We start from the raw sequence: 16058 nt of genomic DNA, 5'->3' as shown, positions 1-16058 counted from the left end.
ACGGCGAGCGGACATGCGGAGCTTGAAGAACGTCAGTGGCGCGGCTTTGGTCGTTGCCGCCTAAGATTTTGGTTCCAGCTCCATGTACGGCTCGCCGGCTCCGCCGTCCTCGGCCCGGTTCAGAACCTTGTCTTCGCGCCGGCTGCTGATCAGCACCTGGACGCCGCGATAGCGGATCCCGATCGTCGTGTTGACGCATGTGGTCGGCAGATCAGCCGACGATCTCTTCACCCAAGTGCTGGAGTTGAAGGTAATGGCCCCAGGCCGGAGAGATTCGTCGCCTTTCTCGGCCGCCTCGACGGCCATGATGTCGAGGAGGTGGTCGATGTCTTCACGCTTCATGGGCGCGGCCTAGCCGATTCCCAATCCGCTCAAACGGAACGCCTTGAAAGCGTCACAGGAACCGCACGATCATCCCCAGGGATTTTTCCTGGAGGGAACCATGCGCAAGATCGTCACGCTCGCCGCCACCCTGGCGTTCGCCCTGTCGGCCGCCGGCGCCAGCCTTGCCGCCGCGCCTTGCCGCGATGCCAAGGGCAAGTTCATCAAGTGCCCGGCCTCCGCGCCGGCCAAGCCCGTGAAGTGCAAAGACGCCAAGGGCAAATTCGCCAAGTGCAGCGCGCCAGGCGCCAAGCCCGTTTAACGCCGAGCCTTTATCGCGCCTGGGCCTCTGCCGCCCAGGCGCCGCGCGGGTCTGCCGCTCGGTCCTGACGTTTCGGCTCCGTGCGACTCGTGGTTTCGTCGCGCCCGGTCGCGACGAAGCGGGAAACCTTGGCATGACCCCAGACGCCTTCATCGCTATGGCCTCAGGTTTGGCCATGGTCAAAGCCAAGACGGTGATGGGGGCGGTTCGCCTCGCCGTCCATGGCAGGACCTTCGCGACGGTGGGGTGGCCCGAAGCAGGCTGGGCCATCGTCAAGCTGCCGCCGGACGAGCAGGCTGATTTCATCGCGCTCAGCAACGCTATAGCGCCAGAACCCGGGCGGCGTGGGCGCAGGGGCGTCACCTTGGTGCGACTGAGAGCCGTCAGCGAGGCTGTGGCGATGCGGCTCTTGATCGCCGCTTGGCAAGCGGCATCCGCCTCGACGACATCTCTGGCCAAGACGGGTTGAACTGGAGGCCGTGAAACGGCCCCTGCGCGCCAACAATAGACTTGGAAAGTTGGCGGCGTCCGCGCGTGAGCGCCGGGCCGTCGACGGCGGTTTTGTCTCCGAAAAACGGTCGTTTCTGGGGAATATCTGGGGAGCAAGCGCTGCCTTAGGCAGTCATGCGGCGCGCCGATTTCTGTAACGCAATGATTTTGCTTGGGAAATTCTGGTGGATGCGACAGGGATTGAACCTGTGACCCCCTCGGTGTGAACGAGGTGCTCTCCCGCTGAGCTAAGCATCCGCCGTGTCGGTGAAGTCCGAAGACCCCGCCGCGAGAGGGACGGGCCTATAGCCCGGCGTTTCGGCGACCGCAAGAGGCCAAAAGCGTGATGCAGGCCGATGGCGCGTCGGAGAAGGCATCTATCAACAGATCTCCGCCCAGGGTCTCGACCGGCGCCTCGGTGTAGCCGAACGTGACCAGCAGGGTCGGCACGTTGGCGGCCTTGGCGGCCAGGGCGTCGTTGATGCTGTCGCCGACCATCACCGCGCGGGTCGGGTCGCCGCCCACGGCCGCGATCGTGGCCAGCAGGTGCCGCGGATCCGGCTTGGCCGCGGGGGCGCTGTCGGCCCCGACCACGGCGTCGAAATACTGGGTCAGGTCCAGGGCGTCGAGCAGGGCGACCGACAGGTGGGTCAGCTTGTTGGTGCAGACCGCCAGCTTGGCGCCGGCCGCGCGAAGGGAGACCAGGGCGTCGACCACGCCGGGGAACGGGGCGCTCTCGTGGGCGATGCGGCCCAGGTACAGGGCGACGAAACGCTCGACCAGGACCGGAGCTTGGTCGGCGTCCAGCGGGGCGCCGGCGGCGGCGAAGCCGCGCTCCAGCAGGGCCTTGGCGCCACGGCCGACCATCTTGCGCACGTCGTCGAACGGCAGCGGCGGCAAGCCTTCCTCGGCCAGGATGAGGTTCAGCGAAGCCACCAGGTCCGGGGCGGTGTCGACCAGGGTGCCGTCGAGATCGAAGGCGATCGTCGCGCCCTTCAGAATCTCGGCCTTGGGAATGTCGTTCTGGGCATGCATGGCTCTGGCCTTTCGGCTAAACGCGCGGCTAATGCAACTTTGGTCCGCGCTTCGGGAGTCGCTTCGCCCATGACCAACGCCGTCTCTTCGCCGGCCCGCGCCAACTCGACCCGGCCAAGGGCCGCCGTCATCCTGGCCGCCGGCCAGGGCACGCGGATGAAGTCGCCGACGCCCAAGGTGCTGCACCGGATCGGCGGCCGGACCCTGCTGGACCACGCCATCGACACCGCCCAGGCCCTGGACTGCGAACGCATCGTGGTGGTGGTCGGGGCCCACAGCCCGCAGGTCGGCGAGCATGCCAGGAAGCGCCTGGGCGAAGGCGCGACGGTGCTGCAGGATCCGCCCCAGGGCACCGGCCACGCCGTGCTGGCCGCCCGCGAGGCCTTGGCCGACTTCGACGGCGACGTGGTGGTGACCTTCGCCGACTGCCCCCTGCTGAGCGCCCCGGTGATCGAGCCGTTGTTCGACCTGCGGGCCGGTTCTTCGCGTGGGGGGGGCGCCGACGTGGCGGTGCTGGGCTTCGAGGCGGCCAATCCCGGCGCTTATGGCCGGTTGATCCTGGCCCCAGGCCACGTGCTGCTGCGCATCGTCGAGGCCAAGGACGCCGACGACACGGTCAAGCAGGTCAAGCACTGCAATTCGGGCGTGCTGGCCGCCGACCGCGCCCTGCTGTTCGACCTGCTGGCCAATGTCGGCAACGACAACGCCAACAAGGAATATTACCTGACCGACGTGGTCGGCCTGGCCCACGACCGGTCGCTGTCGACTCGCGCGGCCTTCGCGCCGGAAGCCTCGGTGCAGGGCGTCAATTCCCAGGCCGAGCTGGCCGCCGCCGAGGCGGTCTGGCAGGCCGCGCGCCGCTCCGCCTTCCTGGTCGAGGGCGTGACCATGCCGGCGCCGGACACCGTGCACCTGAGCTGGGACACCCGGCTGGCCGCTGGGGTCACGGTCGAACCGTTCGTGGTGTTCGGCCCCGGCGTCAGCGTCGCCACGGGGGCGGTGATCAAGGCCTTCAGCCATCTGGAGGGCGCGGCGGTCGACGAGGGCGCCCTGATCGGCCCCTACGCCCGCCTGCGGCCGGGGGCCGAGATCGGGCCGGACGCCCACATCGGCAACTTCGTCGAGGTCAAGAAGGTCAAGGTCGGAGCCGGCGCCAAGGCCAATCACCTGTCCTACCTGGGCGACGGCTCGGTCGGCCCGAAGGCCAATATCGGGGCCGGGACGATCTTCTGTAACTATGACGGCTTCGACAAGTTCGAGACCCATGTCGGCGCGGGCGCCTTCATCGGCTCCAACACCGCCCTGGTGGCCCCGGTGCGGGTGGGGGACGGGGCGATGACCGGCTCGGGGTCGGTGATCACCCGCGACGTCGCGGACGGCGCGCTGGCGCTGGGGCGTGGCGTGCAGAGCGACAAGCCAGGCTGGGCGACCAGGTTCCGGGCCATGAAGGCGGCCAAGACGGCCAGGAAGGATACGAAATGAGCGCCGACGATCAGAAGCGGATTTCGGGCGAGGCGGCCGCCGAGCTGGTGGAGGCCGGCATGGTCGTGGGCCTGGGCACCGGCTCGACCGCGGCCTGGTTCGTCAAGGCCCTGGCGGCGCGCAAGCTGGACATCCGCGGAGTGCCGACCTCGGAGGCGACCGCCAACCTCGCCCGCGAGCTGGGCATCCCGCTGGCGACCCTGGACGACGTCAAGTCGATCGACCTGACCGTCGACGGCGCCGACGAGGTCGGTCCGGGCCTGTCCCTGATCAAGGGCGGCGGCGCGGCCCTGTTGCGCGAGAAGCTGGTCTGGGAGGCCTCCAAGCGCTGCGTGGTGATCGCCGACGCCGCCAAGAAGGTCGATCACCTGGGCAAGTTCCCGCTGCCGATCGAGGTGGTGCGCTTCGGCCACGTCCACACCGGCCATCGCCTGGCCGACATCGCCGCCGAATTCGAGCTACTGCCGCCGCGCCTGCGCATGGCCGAGCGGGGCGTCGTGGTCACCGACGGCGGCAACGTGATCTACGACCTGCCGTCCGGCGTGATCGCCGAGCCGGCCGCCCTGGGCTCCGCGCTCAAGACCGTCACCGGCGTGGTCGACCACGGCCTGTTCCTCGACCTGGCGGACGAAGCCTTGCTGGGAACCGACCAGGGGGTGGTCAAGCTGGTCCCCTAGGCCCATATCCGCACTCTTTCGGGTTCATGGCCAAGCCGGACCCGACCCAATCCCAGTGAGCCTGGAGCGTCCGCGATGGCTGAGTACGACTTCGACCTCTTCGTGATCGGCGCCGGTTCGGGCGGGGTGCGCGCCGCGCGTGTGGCCGCCATGAGCGGCGCCAGGGTCGCCGTGGCGGAGGAGTACCGCGTGGGCGGCACCTGCGTGATCCGCGGCTGCGTGCCCAAGAAGTTCATGGTCTACGCCAGCGAGGTGAAGGCGCAGCTGAAGACCGCCAAGGGCTATGGCTGGACGATCGGCGAGGCCAGCTTCGACTGGAAGAGCTTTCTGCACGACAAGGACGTCGAGATCGCCCGCCTGTCGGGGATCTACGTCACCAACCTGCAGAAGGCCGGCGCCCACCTGCTGCATGGCCGGGCCGAGATCGTCGACGCCCATACCGTCGAGGTGCTGCCCAAGGCCGGGAGCAAGGACGCGGGCCGCTACACGGCGCGCAAGATCCTGATCGCCGCCGGCGGCCGGCCCTGGCGTCCGGACTTTCCGGGCGCGGAACTGGGCATCACCTCGGACGAGGCCTTCCACCTGCCGGAGCTGCCCAAGCGGGTGATGGTGGTCGGCGGCGGCTATATCGCCGTCGAGTTCGCCAGCATCTTCAACGGCTTGGGCGTGCAGACCACGCTTTGTTACCGCGGCGCCAACATCCTGCGCGGCTTCGACGACGACGTGCGCGCGCACCTGGCCGACGAACTGGAAAAGCGTGGGATCAAGGTGGTGCTGGGCTGTTCGCACGAGAAACTGGAAAAGACCGAGACCGGCCTGCTCAGCACCTTCAACAACGACCTGACCTTCGAGACCGACGCGGTGATGTTCGCCACCGGCCGCGACCCCTACGTGGCGGGCCTGGGCCTGGAGAAGGTGGGCGTGAAGCTGAACGATCGCGGCGCGATCATGGTCGACGATTATTCCCGGACCACCGCCGACAACATCTGGGCGGTGGGCGACGTCACCGACCGCATCAACCTGACGCCCGTGGCGATCCGCGAGGGCGCGGCCTTCGCCCAGACCGAGTTCCACGACAATCCCACCACCTTCGACCACGACATGGTCGCCTCGGCCGTGTTCTCCCAACCGCCGGTCGGCGCGGTGGGCATGAGCGAGGCGCAGGCCCGGCAGGCGTTCGGCAAGGTCGACATCTATCGGGCGGTCTTCCGGCCCATGAAGAGCACCTTCTACGGCGGCCAGGATCGCTGCCTGATGAAGCTGGTGGTCAAGCCGGACGACCAGCGGGTGGTCGGCGTGCACGTGGTCGGACCCGACTCGCCGGAAATCATCCAGATGGCGGCCATTGCGGTGAAAATGGGCGTGACCAAGCCGCAGTGGGATTCCACCTGCGCGGTCCACCCGACCCTGGCCGAGGAACTGGTGACGATGCGTGAGAAGTACATGCCGTCGGAGATGGGGACCGTATGACCGCGGCGTCCTTGTCCGAGTCGAGCGAAGGGGCGACGCGCCGCACGCCCTGGCTGAGCGGCGTGGCGATCTTCGTCGCGGTGATGACGCCGCTGCTGGCCTATCTGGCGCCGTTGGGCTTCGCGCCGCTGCTGGCCTTGGCCGGACTGCTGGCCTTGCCGGGCCTGAGGCTGACGCGCGCCGCCGCGCCGCCCCTGCTGATCCTGGTGGCCATCGCCCTGTGGGCGGCGGCCAGCATGAGCTGGAGCCCCTTGGCGATCGACGTTTCGAAGCTCAAGGGCTACGGCGACATCGAGAGCCTGACGGCCCTGAAGCTGTTCTTGCAGCTGGCGACCTACGGCGCGGCGGTGGTGGCCTTGCGCGGCGTGTCCGACGCCGGCGCCCGGCGGGCGGCGACGGTGCTGGCCTATGGCGCGGTGGCGCTGGCCGGCGTCGCCGCGCTGGACTCGCTGACCGGCGCGGCGATCTACCAGACCCTCCATCAGGTGACTGGCGAGGCGATCCGGCCGGACCTGGCGATGGTCAAGGTCTCGCTGTCGACCTACGCCTTGGCGCTGCTGTTCTGGCCGGCCGCGCTGATCCTATCGCGACTGTGGCGTCGTGGACTGATCTGGTTGATGGCCGTGGGGACGATCGTGACCTCGGTGATCTGCAGCTCGGACGCCTGCCTGGGCGCCCTGGCGGCGGGCGGGGTGGTCTGGCTGCTCGTGTACTTCGCCAGGCAGACCGGGGCCAAGGTATTGGTCGGGCTGGTGGCCGCGCCGTTCGTGCTGGCGCCCCTGGTCGTGCTGGTGGCCGTCCAGACCGGGACCATCGCCTGGCTGCACCGGATGGTTCCAGCCTCATGGGACGCCAGGCTCAACATCTGGACCTTCGCCGCGGACCATATCCAGCGCCACCCGTTCCGGGGCTGGGGATTGGACGCCAGCCGCACCTTCGGCCCGGCCATCCCGCTGCACACCCACAACGCCCAACTTCAGCTGTGGCTGGAGCTGGGCGCGATCGGCGCGGCCTTGGCCGGCGTATTCTTCTGCTGGCTGGCCTATGGCGTCGTGCGCTTGAGCCAGCGGTCTCGGGCCGAGGCGGCGATGGCCGCCGCCGCCCTGGTCAGCTATCTGGTGATCGGTGGGCTGAGTTTCGGGGTCTGGCAGGAATGGTGGCTGGGCCTGGGCGCCATGACGCTGATCGCCTGCGGCCTGGCCCGCGCGGTCGCCCAACCGCAATGGACCGGCTTGGATGAACTTACCCCATTGGCGTGATTTCTCTGTTTTTGTCGCAACGATTTTGCCTTTGGATCGCGGTTGGGATAAAAGCCGCTCCCTTTTGAGAAGTTCGAGACCGTCATGACCAGCCGCTGGACCCCGTCGTCGTGGAGAGCCCTGCCCGCGAAACACGTCCCGACCGACTATCCGGACATGGGGGCGGTCGAACGGGTCGAGCAGACTCTTCGCCAGATGCCGCCGCTGGTTTTCGCGGGCGAAGCGCGCCGCCTGAAGTCGGCCCTGGGCGAGGTGGCGGAGGGCCGGGCCTTCCTGCTGCAAGGGGGCGACTGCGCCGAGAGCTTCAAGGAATTCCACGCGGACAACATCCGCGACACGTTCCGCCTGATCCTGCAGATGGCCGTGGTGCTGACCTTCGCCGGCGGCAAGCCCGTGGTGAAGGTGGGCCGCATCGCCGGCCAGTTCGCCAAGCCGCGCTCCGAACCGATCGAGACGATCGGCGACGTGACCTTGCCGTCCTACCGGGGCGACAACATCAACGGCATGGAGTTCACGCCCGAGGATCGCATCCCCGATCCGGACCGGCTGCTGCGCGCCTATGGCCAGTCGGCCGCGACCCTGAACCTGCTGCGCGCCTTCGCCAGCGGCGGCTATGCCGACCTCTACAACATCCATCGCTGGACGCTGGGCTTCGTCGGCGACAGCCCGCAGGGCGCGCGCTATCGCGAACTGTCGGAGAAGATCAGCGAGGCCCTGACCTTCATGGCGGCGGTCGGCGTCACGCCCGAAACCCAGCCCGACCTGCGCCGGGTCGAGTTCTTCACCAGCCACGAGGCCCTGCTGCTGGGCTTCGAGGAAGCCATGACCCGCGTCGACAGCACCTCGGGCGATTGGTACGACACCAGCGCCCACCTGCTATGGATCGGCGAGCGCACCCGTCAGCTGGACGGCGCCCACATCGAGTTCATGCGCGGCGTCAAGAACCCGATCGGCCTGAAGTGCGGCCCGACCATGGAAGGCGACGACCTGCTGCGCCTGATCGACGTCTTGAACCCGAACAACGAGCCCGGCCGCCTGACTCTGTACGGCCGCTTCGGCTCGGACAAGATCGCCGACCGTCTGCCGCGCCTGATGAAGGCGACCAAGGCGGCCGGCCGCTCGGTGGTCTGGGCCACCGACCCGATGCACGGCAATACGCTGAAGGCCTCGACCGGCTACAAGACCCGGCCGTTCGACCGCATCCTCTCGGAGGTGAAGACCTTCGTCGAGGTGGCCCACGCCGAAGGCGTCCACCCCGGCGGCGTCCACCTGGAGATGACCGGCCAGAACGTCACCGAGTGCCTGGGCGGCGCGCGGGCGGTGTCGGAAGGTGATCTGGCCGATCGCTACCACACCCATTGCGACCCGCGCCTGAACGGCGAACAGGCCTTGGAGCTGGCGTTCCTGGTGGCCGAAAAGCTGAAGTCGGCGCGCGACGACCAGCGTCGCCTTGCGACCGGATAACGCAGGTCTCCGATTTTCTGGCGAGCGCTTCGCCACGGGTGTAGCCTTCTTCCTGGAAGGAGGCTGCTCCCGTGGACAGTCCCATACTTCGCCGGCGGACCTTGGCCGGCATGCTCGCCCTGGTCGCCTCGCCGGCTTTGTCGCGTTCGCTTCCCGAGTCGCGTTCGCTTCCCGATCGTCCGCAAACGGAAAAGACGACACCCCTGGGCTATGTCCGTCGTATGACGGTGCAGGTCAGGATCAATGATCACGGACCCTATGCCTTCCTGGTCGACACCGGCGCCAACGCGTCGGTGATCTCCAGCGAGTTGGCGGCTCTGCTCGGCTTGCCCGCCGGCCGGCCCGTCAATCTGCATGGCATAGCCGGGCCCGAGATGGTCAACACCGTCACCGCCGCCTCGGTCGCGGTGGGACGGCGCGCCCGTAAGGATCTGGTGCTTTCGGTGCTACCGGGCCGCTACATCCAGGCGCCAGGCATCCTGGGGCTGGATTGGCTGGGCGCTCAGGGCCTGGTGCTCGACTTTTCCCGCGACGAGATGAGGCTGGGCTCGATCGCGCCGCGAACGGACGATCAGACGGTGTCGGTGCCGGTCAAGGCGACGCGCAGCGGCCTGCACCTGATCGAGGCCTCGGTGTCGGGCGCGGCGACCCTGGCCTTCCTCGATACGGGCTCCACCACCACGGTGGGCAACATGGCCCTGATGCAGCGGGCGATCCATCAGAAGGCGGTCAGCACCGACTGGGCCGACATCGAGCTGCAGAGTCTGACCGGCCAATCGATGACGGGCCGCCTGGCCGCCCTCAAGAGCGTCAGCCTGGGCAAGGTCAATCTGCGCAACCTGCCGGTTGTGTTCGGGCCGGTGCATACGTTCGACTATTGGGGGCTGTCCGACCGACCGGCGATCCTGATCGGAATCGACGTGCTCAACGCCTTCGAATCAGTGGCTCTGGATTTCACCCGCGGCCAGGTGCATTTCCGATTGTCGTCGACTGCGGCAAATGGAGCCGCGGCCATGTCTTGACCGGTCGCTCGCCGCTCTCCAATGGTTGTTTGAACGGAGTGCGTCGATGAGTTTGCCGGCCAGGTTGAAACGCGAGTTGAAGTTCCTGAAGGGGCTCTCGCGCACGCTCAAGCGCGTGAAGTCCATCGCGCCCGACAGCTCCAACCTGATTTGCGACGATCTGGAAGCCGCCGTCGACCGGTGGCGCGACAGCCAGGCCATCGTGTTCGAAGGCAAGTCGGTGACCTATGGCGAGCTGGACGCCATCGCCAACCGCTACGCCCACTGGGCCAAGGGGCAGGGGCTAACCCGCGGCCAGACCGTAGCGCTGTTCATGCCCAATCGCCTGGAATACCTGGCGATCTGGTACGGCCTGTCGAAGGTGGGCGTGGCCACCGCCCTGATCAACAACCAGCTGACCGGGCCGGCCCTGGCCCACTGCCTGAATATCTCCCAGGCCCTGCACTGCATCGTCGACCCCGAGACCTCGCCCTGCTTCGAGCAGGTGAAGGGCGGGCTGGAGCGCCATGTCCAGCAGTGGGTGCTGGGCCCGGCGCACGGCGAGCAGCGCGACCTGGCCAATGCGCTCAAGAGCTGCAGCCAACTGCGTCCGGATCGCCTGACGGCCCGCAACGGCCTGGTGGCCAAGGACACCGCGCTCTACATCTTCACCAGCGGCACCACCGGCCTGCCGAAGGCCGCGCGCATCACCCACATGCGGGCCCAGCTCTACATGCGCGGCTTCGCCGGCTCGACCGACGCCAAGGCGACGGACCGCATCTACGTGACCCTGCCGCTCTACCACGCCACCGGCGGTCTGTGCGCCATGGGCGCGGCCCTGCTGAACGGCGGGGCGGTGGTGCTGCGCAAGAAGTTCTCGGCCAGCGCCTTCTGGGACGACGTGGTCGCCGAGAACTGCACGATGTTCGTCTATATCGGCGAGCTGTGCCGCTATCTGGCCAACCATCCCGAAACGCCGAACGAGCGCGCCCACAAGATCCGGTTGATCTTCGGCAACGGCCTGCGCCCGGATGTGTGGGACGTGATGCTTGACCGCTTCAAGGTCGGCGGGGTGCTGGAGTTCTATGGCGCCACCGAGGGCAACGTCTCTCTGTTCAACTTCGACGGCCGGCGCGGGGCCATCGGCCGGGTGCCGCGCTATCTGCGCAAGAAGTTCAACATCCGGATCGTCAAGTTCGACGTCGAGACCGAGACCCCGGTTCGCGGCCCCAACGGCTGCTGCATCGAGGCCGCGCCCGGCGAGATCGGCGAGTGCATCGGCCATATCGCCAGCGACGCCCGCTCGAACTTCACCGGCTACGCCGACAAGGCGGCCACCGAGAAGAAGATCCTGCACGACGTGTTCGACAAGGGCGACGCCTGGTTCCGCACCGGCGACCTGATGCGCGCCGACGGCGACGGCTACCTCTATTTCGTCGACCGCATCGGCGACACGTTCCGCTGGAAGGGCGAGAACGTCGCCACCAGCGAGGTGTCCGAGCGCCTGTCGGCGGTGGCCGGGGTCAAGGAGGTCAATGTCTACGGCGTGCCCGTGGGCGAGCTGGACGGCAAGGCGGGCATGGCCTCGCTGGTGGTCGGCCCCGAATTCGAGATCGCCGCCCTGGCCGAATATGTCGATCGCGAGCTGCCGGCCTACGCCCGGCCGATCTTCGTGCGCCTGCAGCCCGAGATCGAGACGACCGGCACCTTCAAGTACCGCAAGATCGACCTGGTCCAGGAAGGTTTCGACCCGGCCCGGATCAAGGATCCGCTGTATTTCCGCGATCCGGCCAAGGGCTATGTGAAGCTGACCAAGGCCGTGCACGCCAAGATCCTGGCCGGCGGCTACCGGCTGTAGGGCCTCTTCGGGAAGGCCTGGTCGCCACTTTCCGGCGATCCCCGGCCGGCGCCTATCCAGGGCTGCGGGGCAACGACACGAAAGGCGCCTCAGGGGCTCGTCCATGGTGTGATTAACCTTGGGCGTTCCGGTCGCCAGGCGTAGGATCGGGGTCCTTTCGCGTCTCAGGGCCGAACAGGTGTGACCACGGCCCGGCCGCGCTATGCGCCGATGATCGGAGGTCATCATGCTTGGACAATCCCCACCCACCGACCCCGCAGGGCCGCTTCCGCAGCCCCGTCCGGGCGCGCTCGACGATTTCATGGGCAAGATGGTCGGCGACATGGGAGCGGCGATGTCGGCCGCCCTGGTGCTGCTGGGCGACCATCTGGGGCTCTATCGCGCCCTGGCGGACGGCGGTCCGGCCACCTCGGCGCAACTGGCGGCCCGCACCGGGACGACCGAGCGGTACGTGCGCGAATGGCTGGCCGGCCAGGCCGCCGCCGGCTACGTGACCTATGACGAGGACGAACACCGGTTCTTCCTGGATCCGGTGCAGACCCTGGTGTTCGCCGACGAAGGTGGGCCGGTGTTCCTGGCCGGCGGCTTCGACGTGATCGCCGCCATGTTCCGCGACGAACCGAAGATCGCCGACGCCTTCAGGTCCGGCGAGGGCGTCGGATGGCACGAGCACAACGCCTGCCTCTTCCGCGGGACCGAACGGTTCTTCCGGCCGGGCTACAACGCCAACCTGCTCTCCAGCTGGATACCGGCGCTGGACGGCGTCGAGGCCAAGCTGAGGCAGGGCGCGGTGGTCGCCGACGTGGGCTGCGGCCACGGCGCGTCGACCCTCCTGATGGCCCAGGCCTTCCCCAATTCCCGGTTCTTCGGCTTCGACTATCACGCCGCCTCGGTCGAGCGGGCCCGCGAGACCGCGGAAGCCGCGGGGCTGGGGAGCCGCGCCGTGTTCCAGACCGCCATGGCCAAGACCTTCCCCGGTGATCACTACGACCTGATCTGCATCTTCGACGCGCTGCACGACATGGGCGACCCGGTGGGCGCGGCGGCCCACATCCGCGCCTGCCTCAACCCCGACGGCACGTGGATGCTGGTCGAGCCGTTCGCCAACGACGACCTGACCGACAACCTCAATCCGGTCGGCCGGATGTTCTACGCCGCCTCGACCATGCTGTGCACGCCGGCCTCGCTGAGCCAGGAGGTGGGCCTGGGCCTGGGCGCCCAGGCGGGCGAGGCGCGCCTGCGCGGGGTCTGCCAGGAGGCCGGCTTCACCCGCTTCCGCCGCGTGGCCCAGACCCCGTTCAACCTGGTGTTCGAGGTCCGCCCCTGACCCAGGCGTCGTGGAGGGGCGTCCACCCCTCCGCACGTTCCCTGGGTTCGCGTCCGCGATAAGCGTGTCGGGAGCGGCCGCTTTGTCGCACCGCGATTGAACGCCGTCCGCTTCCTGGCTATATGGCCAGGATTGACTGCGGGTCTGTGTGTGGCGACCCGGGAAATCCCGCGATGGTTCAAGAGGATAAGGGGATATCGCCATGCTGCTGACGATGATGAAGGCCAAGCTTCACCGCGCCACCGTCACCCAGGCCGACCTCGACTACGAGGGCTCGATCGCCATCGACACCGACCTGCTCGAGGCCGCCAACATCCTGCCCAACGAGCAGGTCGACGTGCTGAACATCACCACCGGCGCCCGGTTCACCACCTACGCCATCGCCGCGCCGCGCGGCTCCAAGGTGATCGGCGTGAACGGCGCGGCCGCCCGGCTGGTGCAGAAGAACGACACCGTCATCGTCGTCACCTACTGCCAGATGCCGGCCGAGGAGGCGCGCAACTACGCCCCGACCGTCGTGCTGCTGGAAGACGGCAACCGCATCAAGAAGGCCGCCTGAGCGTGCGGGCTTCCGCCGTTCGGCTGATCGTGGCCGGGCTGGTCCTGGCCGCCTTGGCCGCCTGCTCGCCCAAGCTGCCCAAGGGCGTCGACGAGCAGCAGCTGTCGGAGTCCGTCGGCCGCGCCATCGGCGGGCCCAACACCTGCGTGCTGCTGGCGAACAAGACCGGCAAGGTGGTCTGGACCGGCGGCGGCTACATCACCTGCGCCCGCAACCTGCCCACCTGCGGCGGCACGACCACCACGGCTCAGAGCGTGCTGGAAGGCGCGGTCGGCAAGCCGGCCCGCTTCGCCAGCTGTCCGTCCGGCCCTGGCGCCAACACCGTCGGCTGGGCCATGGGACCCGTGCCGGTCGGCGCGGGCAAGCCGGACCTGGGCCTGTCCTATGTCGCGGTGATGGAGGGCGAGCGCGCCCTGCCGGGCCGCGAGGTCCAGGAGCGGGTCGAAGAGGCGTTCGCCAAGGCGGGGCTCTGAACGATCGGGGACAGGCCCATGGGCCTGTCCCCGGCCCAGCTACTTCACCAGCTCATAGGTCGCCGAGACGTCGACCCGCACCTTCAGTTCGCCGGCCGAGACCGGGCTGCTGCTGTCGGCCATCTCGCGCTTGGCCATGGCGTACATCGGCGTCGGCGGGGCGGGCGTGTAGCCGCCGCCTTCGCCCAGGCTGACCAGGCGGACGATCCTGTAGCCGGTGGCGCGGGCATAGAGGTCGGCCTTGGCCTGCAGGGCCTTGACCGCGTCGAGCCGCGCCGCGTCCTCGGCCGCCTTGGGGTCCTGCAGGCCGAAGCTGATCCCGCCCACATTGGTGGCCCCGGCGTTGACCGTGGCGTCGACGGTCTGGCCCAGCTTGCTCAGGTCGCGCACCTGGATCGTCACCTGGTTGCTGGCCTGGTAGCCGTTCAGCCGGGGCGGCTTGTTCTCGACATAGACGTATTGCGGATTGACGTTGAGCGTCGAGGTCTGGATGTCGCGCTCGGCGATCCCGGCCTTCTTCAGGGCCGCGACGACCTTGGTCATCTGGGCGGCGTTGGCCGACAGGGCCTGGGCGGCGGTCGGGCCGTCGGTCTGGACGCCCAGGGTGATGGTCGCCAGGTCGGGCGTGACCTTGCTCTCGCCGAAGGCCGAGAGGTTCAGCGTCGTGGCGCGGAAGGCCGCGTCGGCCGTCTGGGCCTTGGCGGGCAGGGCGGCCGCGGTCGCCAGCAGGGCGGCCGCCAGGGCGAAGGAAGCCGCCAGGGGAATCGAGGGGCGGGCGGCAGTCAGGGCGGTCATGATGGTCGTTCTCCATGCGGCTTGGGGGACAGGCGCCGCGACCTTGATCGTCCCGTCCGCCGGCTCCGACAAGCGGGACCGACGACGGACGGTGGCATTCCTGACAGGCTCAACCTGAACCGGACCTTTAAGCCGCGTGCAGCCCATGCTAATCGACCCGTCCTCCCGAAAGGGCCGCGCGCCCCTTTCGAGTCTTTGGGGGCCTGTAGCTCAATGGTTAGAGCCGACCGCTCATAACGGTCTGGTTGGGGGTTCGAGTCCCTCCAGGCCTACCAAAACCTCTGCGGATTTCCCGGAAAGTAAACTGGGGATACCCCGATGGACCAAGGCGGGTGGGACCGCACATTCTCGCGGCGATCGCCGATCGCCGGGAAGCCGCATGTCCAGCCAGCCGCAGCCGAAGGCCACTCCAACGCCCCGCGCGGATCGAGCTGCCGCCGACGCCGCCTCTGCCGCAGGTGAGCGAGAAGCCCGACATCGCCTCGGCGCAGTACTCGACCCACCGCACCAAGCTCTCGACGTTCCGGACCTCTCTGTCGGAGCACCGGACCGACCTGTCGACCTACCGGACCGATCTCTCGACCCACCGCACCGAGATGTCGATGCGGCGCACGCGAATGAGCGACGACCGAACGTTGACGTCGATGATTTGCACCTCGCTGTCGCTGATCGGGTTTGGCTTCACGGTCTATCAGACGTTCCAGAAGCTGCATGACGCCGGCACGATCGCCAACCCCAACGCGCCGTGTAATTTCGGCATCATCCTGGTGCTGCTGGGGATCGTCATGCTGGTCGTCGGCATGATCCACCACGTGCTGTTCATGCTGGAGCTGCGCCGTACCCGGGCCGGCATGAAGCGCCAGGGACTGGTTCACGCCGACAGCCGGTTCCCCGTCTCGATCACCTTCATGGTCTCGCTGGGCCTGCTGCTGCTGGCTTCGCGGCGATCGCCAACATGGTCTTCAAGGCGGCGGTGTTCGGGTGACCGGGCTGGACGGCCGGCGGATTAGGACGGGCTGTTCGGCTCGGCCCCGAAATCCTCGTTCGTCAGGCCCGAGGTGAAGCGCAGCAAGGCGCGAAGGTCGGCCTGGCGGAAGGTGCGTCGCGGGGCGCCGCACGCGTCGGCCGCCGCGTCGAAGGCGCGCTGGAGACGGGTCACGGCGGTCTTGGCGGCCAGATTGCGGCGCTCCAGCGAGGTGGCGGGCGAGGGCGTCAGGGGAGGGGTCTTCCGGCACCAGGCGCCGTGAACGTAGACGTGCATGTGGTCATGGGTGCGCCAGGCGCTGATCCCGTTGGCGCCCTGTTCGATCCAGATCCGGCATTCCTCGTGATCTAGTCCCGACAGCGTGCCGTCCCGCGCGCACCACACCGAAAACGGACCGACCTGGCGGGTGTTTTCCGCCCGCGCGCCACGATACGCCTTCTCCTCCGCCCGGATCGCGGAGGCGGCGAGCAGGCCTGTCAGCAGGACGGCGGCGGCGAGACGGTGCGATGGGCGGGGCATGGCGCGAGCTTGCCACGGTTAG

The 16058-nt window shown here is 68.3% G+C and carries 17 protein-coding genes and 2 tRNA genes; 14 read left to right on the top strand and 5 right to left on the bottom strand.

The annotated features are described in order from the left end of the window. Positions 1 to 60: 60 nt before the first annotated feature. Positions 61 to 342 (bottom strand): hypothetical protein, encoded by a 282-nt coding sequence (locus tag ASD47_RS12140; RefSeq protein WP_056756479.1) that lies wholly within the window; start codon positions 340 to 342, stop codon positions 61 to 63. A 100-nt stretch (positions 343 to 442) separates the two neighbouring features. On the opposite strand from ASD47_RS12140, the gene ASD47_RS12135 reads away from it, so the two are divergent. Together ASD47_RS12135 and ASD47_RS12130 are read left to right on the top strand one after the other, a co-directional pair. After that, a complete protein-coding gene (locus tag ASD47_RS12135) occupies positions 443 to 643 on the top strand; it encodes a hypothetical protein (RefSeq protein ID WP_056756475.1) in 201 nt (66 codons plus the stop codon). Positions 644 to 776: 133 nt separating this feature from the next. Continuing rightward, a complete protein-coding gene (locus ASD47_RS12130) occupies positions 777 to 1112 on the top strand; it encodes an MmcQ/YjbR family DNA-binding protein (RefSeq protein WP_056756472.1) in 336 nt (111 codons plus the stop codon). 203 nt (positions 1113 to 1315) lie between these two features. Here the strand turns inward: ASD47_RS12130 and ASD47_RS12125 are convergent. Next, positions 1316 to 1390 (bottom strand) — tRNA-Val (locus ASD47_RS12125). 45 nt (positions 1391 to 1435) lie between these two features. Next, positions 1436 to 2167: a phosphoglycolate phosphatase gene (gene gph, locus ASD47_RS12120; RefSeq protein ID WP_056756469.1), complete on the bottom strand. Its 732-nt coding sequence runs from the start codon at positions 2165 to 2167 to the stop codon at positions 1436 to 1438. A gap of 69 nt (positions 2168 to 2236) precedes the next feature. Here gph and glmU point away from each other — a divergent pair, with 69 nt between their 5' ends. The 10 genes from glmU to ASD47_RS12070 all read left to right on the top strand — a co-directional run bounded on the left by glmU (position 2237) and on the right by ASD47_RS12070 (position 13737). After that, positions 2237 to 3649 (top strand): bifunctional UDP-N-acetylglucosamine diphosphorylase/glucosamine-1-phosphate N-acetyltransferase GlmU, encoded by a 1413-nt coding sequence (gene glmU, locus ASD47_RS12115; RefSeq protein ID WP_056756466.1) that lies wholly within the window; start codon positions 2237 to 2239, stop codon positions 3647 to 3649. Continuing rightward, positions 3646 to 4326, top strand: a complete 681-nt coding sequence (gene rpiA, locus ASD47_RS12110) for a ribose-5-phosphate isomerase RpiA (protein ID WP_056756464.1) — start codon at positions 3646 to 3648, stop codon at positions 4324 to 4326. Before glmU ends, rpiA begins: the two co-directional genes overlap by 4 nt. A 75-nt stretch (positions 4327 to 4401) precedes the next feature. After that, positions 4402 to 5796, top strand: a complete 1395-nt coding sequence (gene gor, locus ASD47_RS12105) for a glutathione-disulfide reductase (protein WP_056756462.1) — start codon at positions 4402 to 4404, stop codon at positions 5794 to 5796. Continuing rightward, a complete protein-coding gene (locus tag ASD47_RS12100) occupies positions 5793 to 7055 on the top strand; it encodes an O-antigen ligase (protein WP_056756461.1) in 1263 nt (420 codons plus the stop codon). The genes gor and ASD47_RS12100 overlap by 4 nt, the downstream gene beginning before the upstream one ends. Positions 7056 to 7139: 84 nt before the next feature. Continuing rightward, positions 7140 to 8519 (top strand): class II 3-deoxy-7-phosphoheptulonate synthase, encoded by a 1380-nt coding sequence (locus ASD47_RS12095; RefSeq protein WP_056756459.1) that lies wholly within the window; start codon positions 7140 to 7142, stop codon positions 8517 to 8519. Positions 8520 to 8590: 71 nt separating this feature from the next. Next, positions 8591 to 9541, top strand: coding sequence for a retroviral-like aspartic protease family protein (locus ASD47_RS12090; protein WP_056756457.1), 951 nt, complete (start codon positions 8591 to 8593; stop codon positions 9539 to 9541). Between the two features lie 46 nt (positions 9542 to 9587). After that, entirely contained in the window at positions 9588 to 11378 is a 1791-nt protein-coding gene (locus ASD47_RS12085; RefSeq protein ID WP_056756455.1) for a long-chain-acyl-CoA synthetase, read from the top strand. A gap of 226 nt (positions 11379 to 11604) precedes the next feature. After that, positions 11605 to 12705, top strand: coding sequence for a class I SAM-dependent methyltransferase (locus ASD47_RS12080; protein ID WP_082564592.1), 1101 nt, complete (start codon positions 11605 to 11607; stop codon positions 12703 to 12705). A gap of 202 nt (positions 12706 to 12907) precedes the next feature. Next, positions 12908 to 13264, top strand: coding sequence for an aspartate 1-decarboxylase (gene panD, locus ASD47_RS12075; RefSeq protein WP_056756452.1), 357 nt, complete (start codon positions 12908 to 12910; stop codon positions 13262 to 13264). Between the two features lie 2 nt (positions 13265 to 13266). Continuing rightward, positions 13267 to 13737: a hypothetical protein gene (locus ASD47_RS12070; RefSeq protein WP_056756448.1), complete on the top strand. Its 471-nt coding sequence runs from the start codon at positions 13267 to 13269 to the stop codon at positions 13735 to 13737. A gap of 39 nt (positions 13738 to 13776) precedes the next feature. Here ASD47_RS12070 and ASD47_RS12065 read toward each other — a convergent pair whose 3' ends face one another. Beyond that, positions 13777 to 14532 (bottom strand): SIMPL domain-containing protein, encoded by a 756-nt coding sequence (locus ASD47_RS12065; RefSeq protein WP_056756443.1) that lies wholly within the window; start codon positions 14530 to 14532, stop codon positions 13777 to 13779. 199 nt (positions 14533 to 14731) lie between these two features. On the opposite strand from ASD47_RS12065, the gene ASD47_RS12060 reads away from it, so the two are divergent. Then, positions 14732 to 14807, top strand: a tRNA-Ile gene (locus ASD47_RS12060). 183 nt (positions 14808 to 14990) lie between these two features. After that, complete coding sequence (locus tag ASD47_RS12055; RefSeq protein ID WP_200945256.1) at positions 14991 to 15542, top strand: YidH family protein; 552 nt, start codon at positions 14991 to 14993, stop codon at positions 15540 to 15542. Here ASD47_RS12055 and ASD47_RS12050 read toward each other — a convergent pair. Next, positions 15539 to 16036 (bottom strand): hypothetical protein, encoded by a 498-nt coding sequence (locus tag ASD47_RS12050; protein ID WP_056756440.1) that lies wholly within the window; start codon positions 16034 to 16036, stop codon positions 15539 to 15541. The genes ASD47_RS12055 and ASD47_RS12050 overlap by 4 nt on opposite strands. Positions 16037 to 16058: the final 22 nt, after the last annotated feature.

This window comes from Caulobacter sp. Root1472, assembly GCF_001426985.1.
Lineage (GTDB): Bacteria > Pseudomonadota > Alphaproteobacteria > Caulobacterales > Caulobacteraceae > Caulobacter > Caulobacter rhizosphaerae.
This window is presented reverse-complemented; position numbering and strand designations above follow the sequence as displayed.

Excerpts from the sequence above, each read along its gene's own strand:
- ASD47_RS12140 (WP_056756479.1), bottom strand. The coding sequence starts at position 342 with ATGAAGCGTGAAGACATCGACCACCTCCTCGACATCATGGCCGTCGAG.
- ASD47_RS12135 (WP_056756475.1), top strand. The coding sequence starts at position 443 with ATGCGCAAGATCGTCACGCTCGCCGCCACCCTGGCGTTCGCCCTGTCG.
- ASD47_RS12130 (WP_056756472.1), top strand. The coding sequence starts at position 777 with ATGACCCCAGACGCCTTCATCGCTATGGCCTCAGGTTTGGCCATGGTC.
- gph (WP_056756469.1), bottom strand. The coding sequence starts at position 2,167 with ATGCATGCCCAGAACGACATTCCCAAGGCCGAGATTCTGAAGGGCGCG.
- glmU (WP_056756466.1), top strand. The coding sequence starts at position 2,237 with ATGACCAACGCCGTCTCTTCGCCGGCCCGCGCCAACTCGACCCGGCCA.
- rpiA (WP_056756464.1), top strand. The coding sequence starts at position 3,646 with ATGAGCGCCGACGATCAGAAGCGGATTTCGGGCGAGGCGGCCGCCGAG.
- gor (WP_056756462.1), top strand. The coding sequence starts at position 4,402 with ATGGCTGAGTACGACTTCGACCTCTTCGTGATCGGCGCCGGTTCGGGC.
- ASD47_RS12100 (WP_056756461.1), top strand. The coding sequence starts at position 5,793 with ATGACCGCGGCGTCCTTGTCCGAGTCGAGCGAAGGGGCGACGCGCCGC.
- ASD47_RS12095 (WP_056756459.1), top strand. The coding sequence starts at position 7,140 with ATGACCAGCCGCTGGACCCCGTCGTCGTGGAGAGCCCTGCCCGCGAAA.
- ASD47_RS12085 (WP_056756455.1), top strand. The coding sequence starts at position 9,588 with ATGAGTTTGCCGGCCAGGTTGAAACGCGAGTTGAAGTTCCTGAAGGGG.
- ASD47_RS12080 (WP_082564592.1), top strand. The coding sequence starts at position 11,605 with ATGCTTGGACAATCCCCACCCACCGACCCCGCAGGGCCGCTTCCGCAG.
- panD (WP_056756452.1), top strand. The coding sequence starts at position 12,908 with ATGCTGCTGACGATGATGAAGGCCAAGCTTCACCGCGCCACCGTCACC.
- ASD47_RS12065 (WP_056756443.1), bottom strand. The coding sequence starts at position 14,532 with ATGACCGCCCTGACTGCCGCCCGCCCCTCGATTCCCCTGGCGGCTTCC.
- ASD47_RS12050 (WP_056756440.1), bottom strand. The coding sequence starts at position 16,036 with ATGCCCCGCCCATCGCACCGTCTCGCCGCCGCCGTCCTGCTGACAGGC.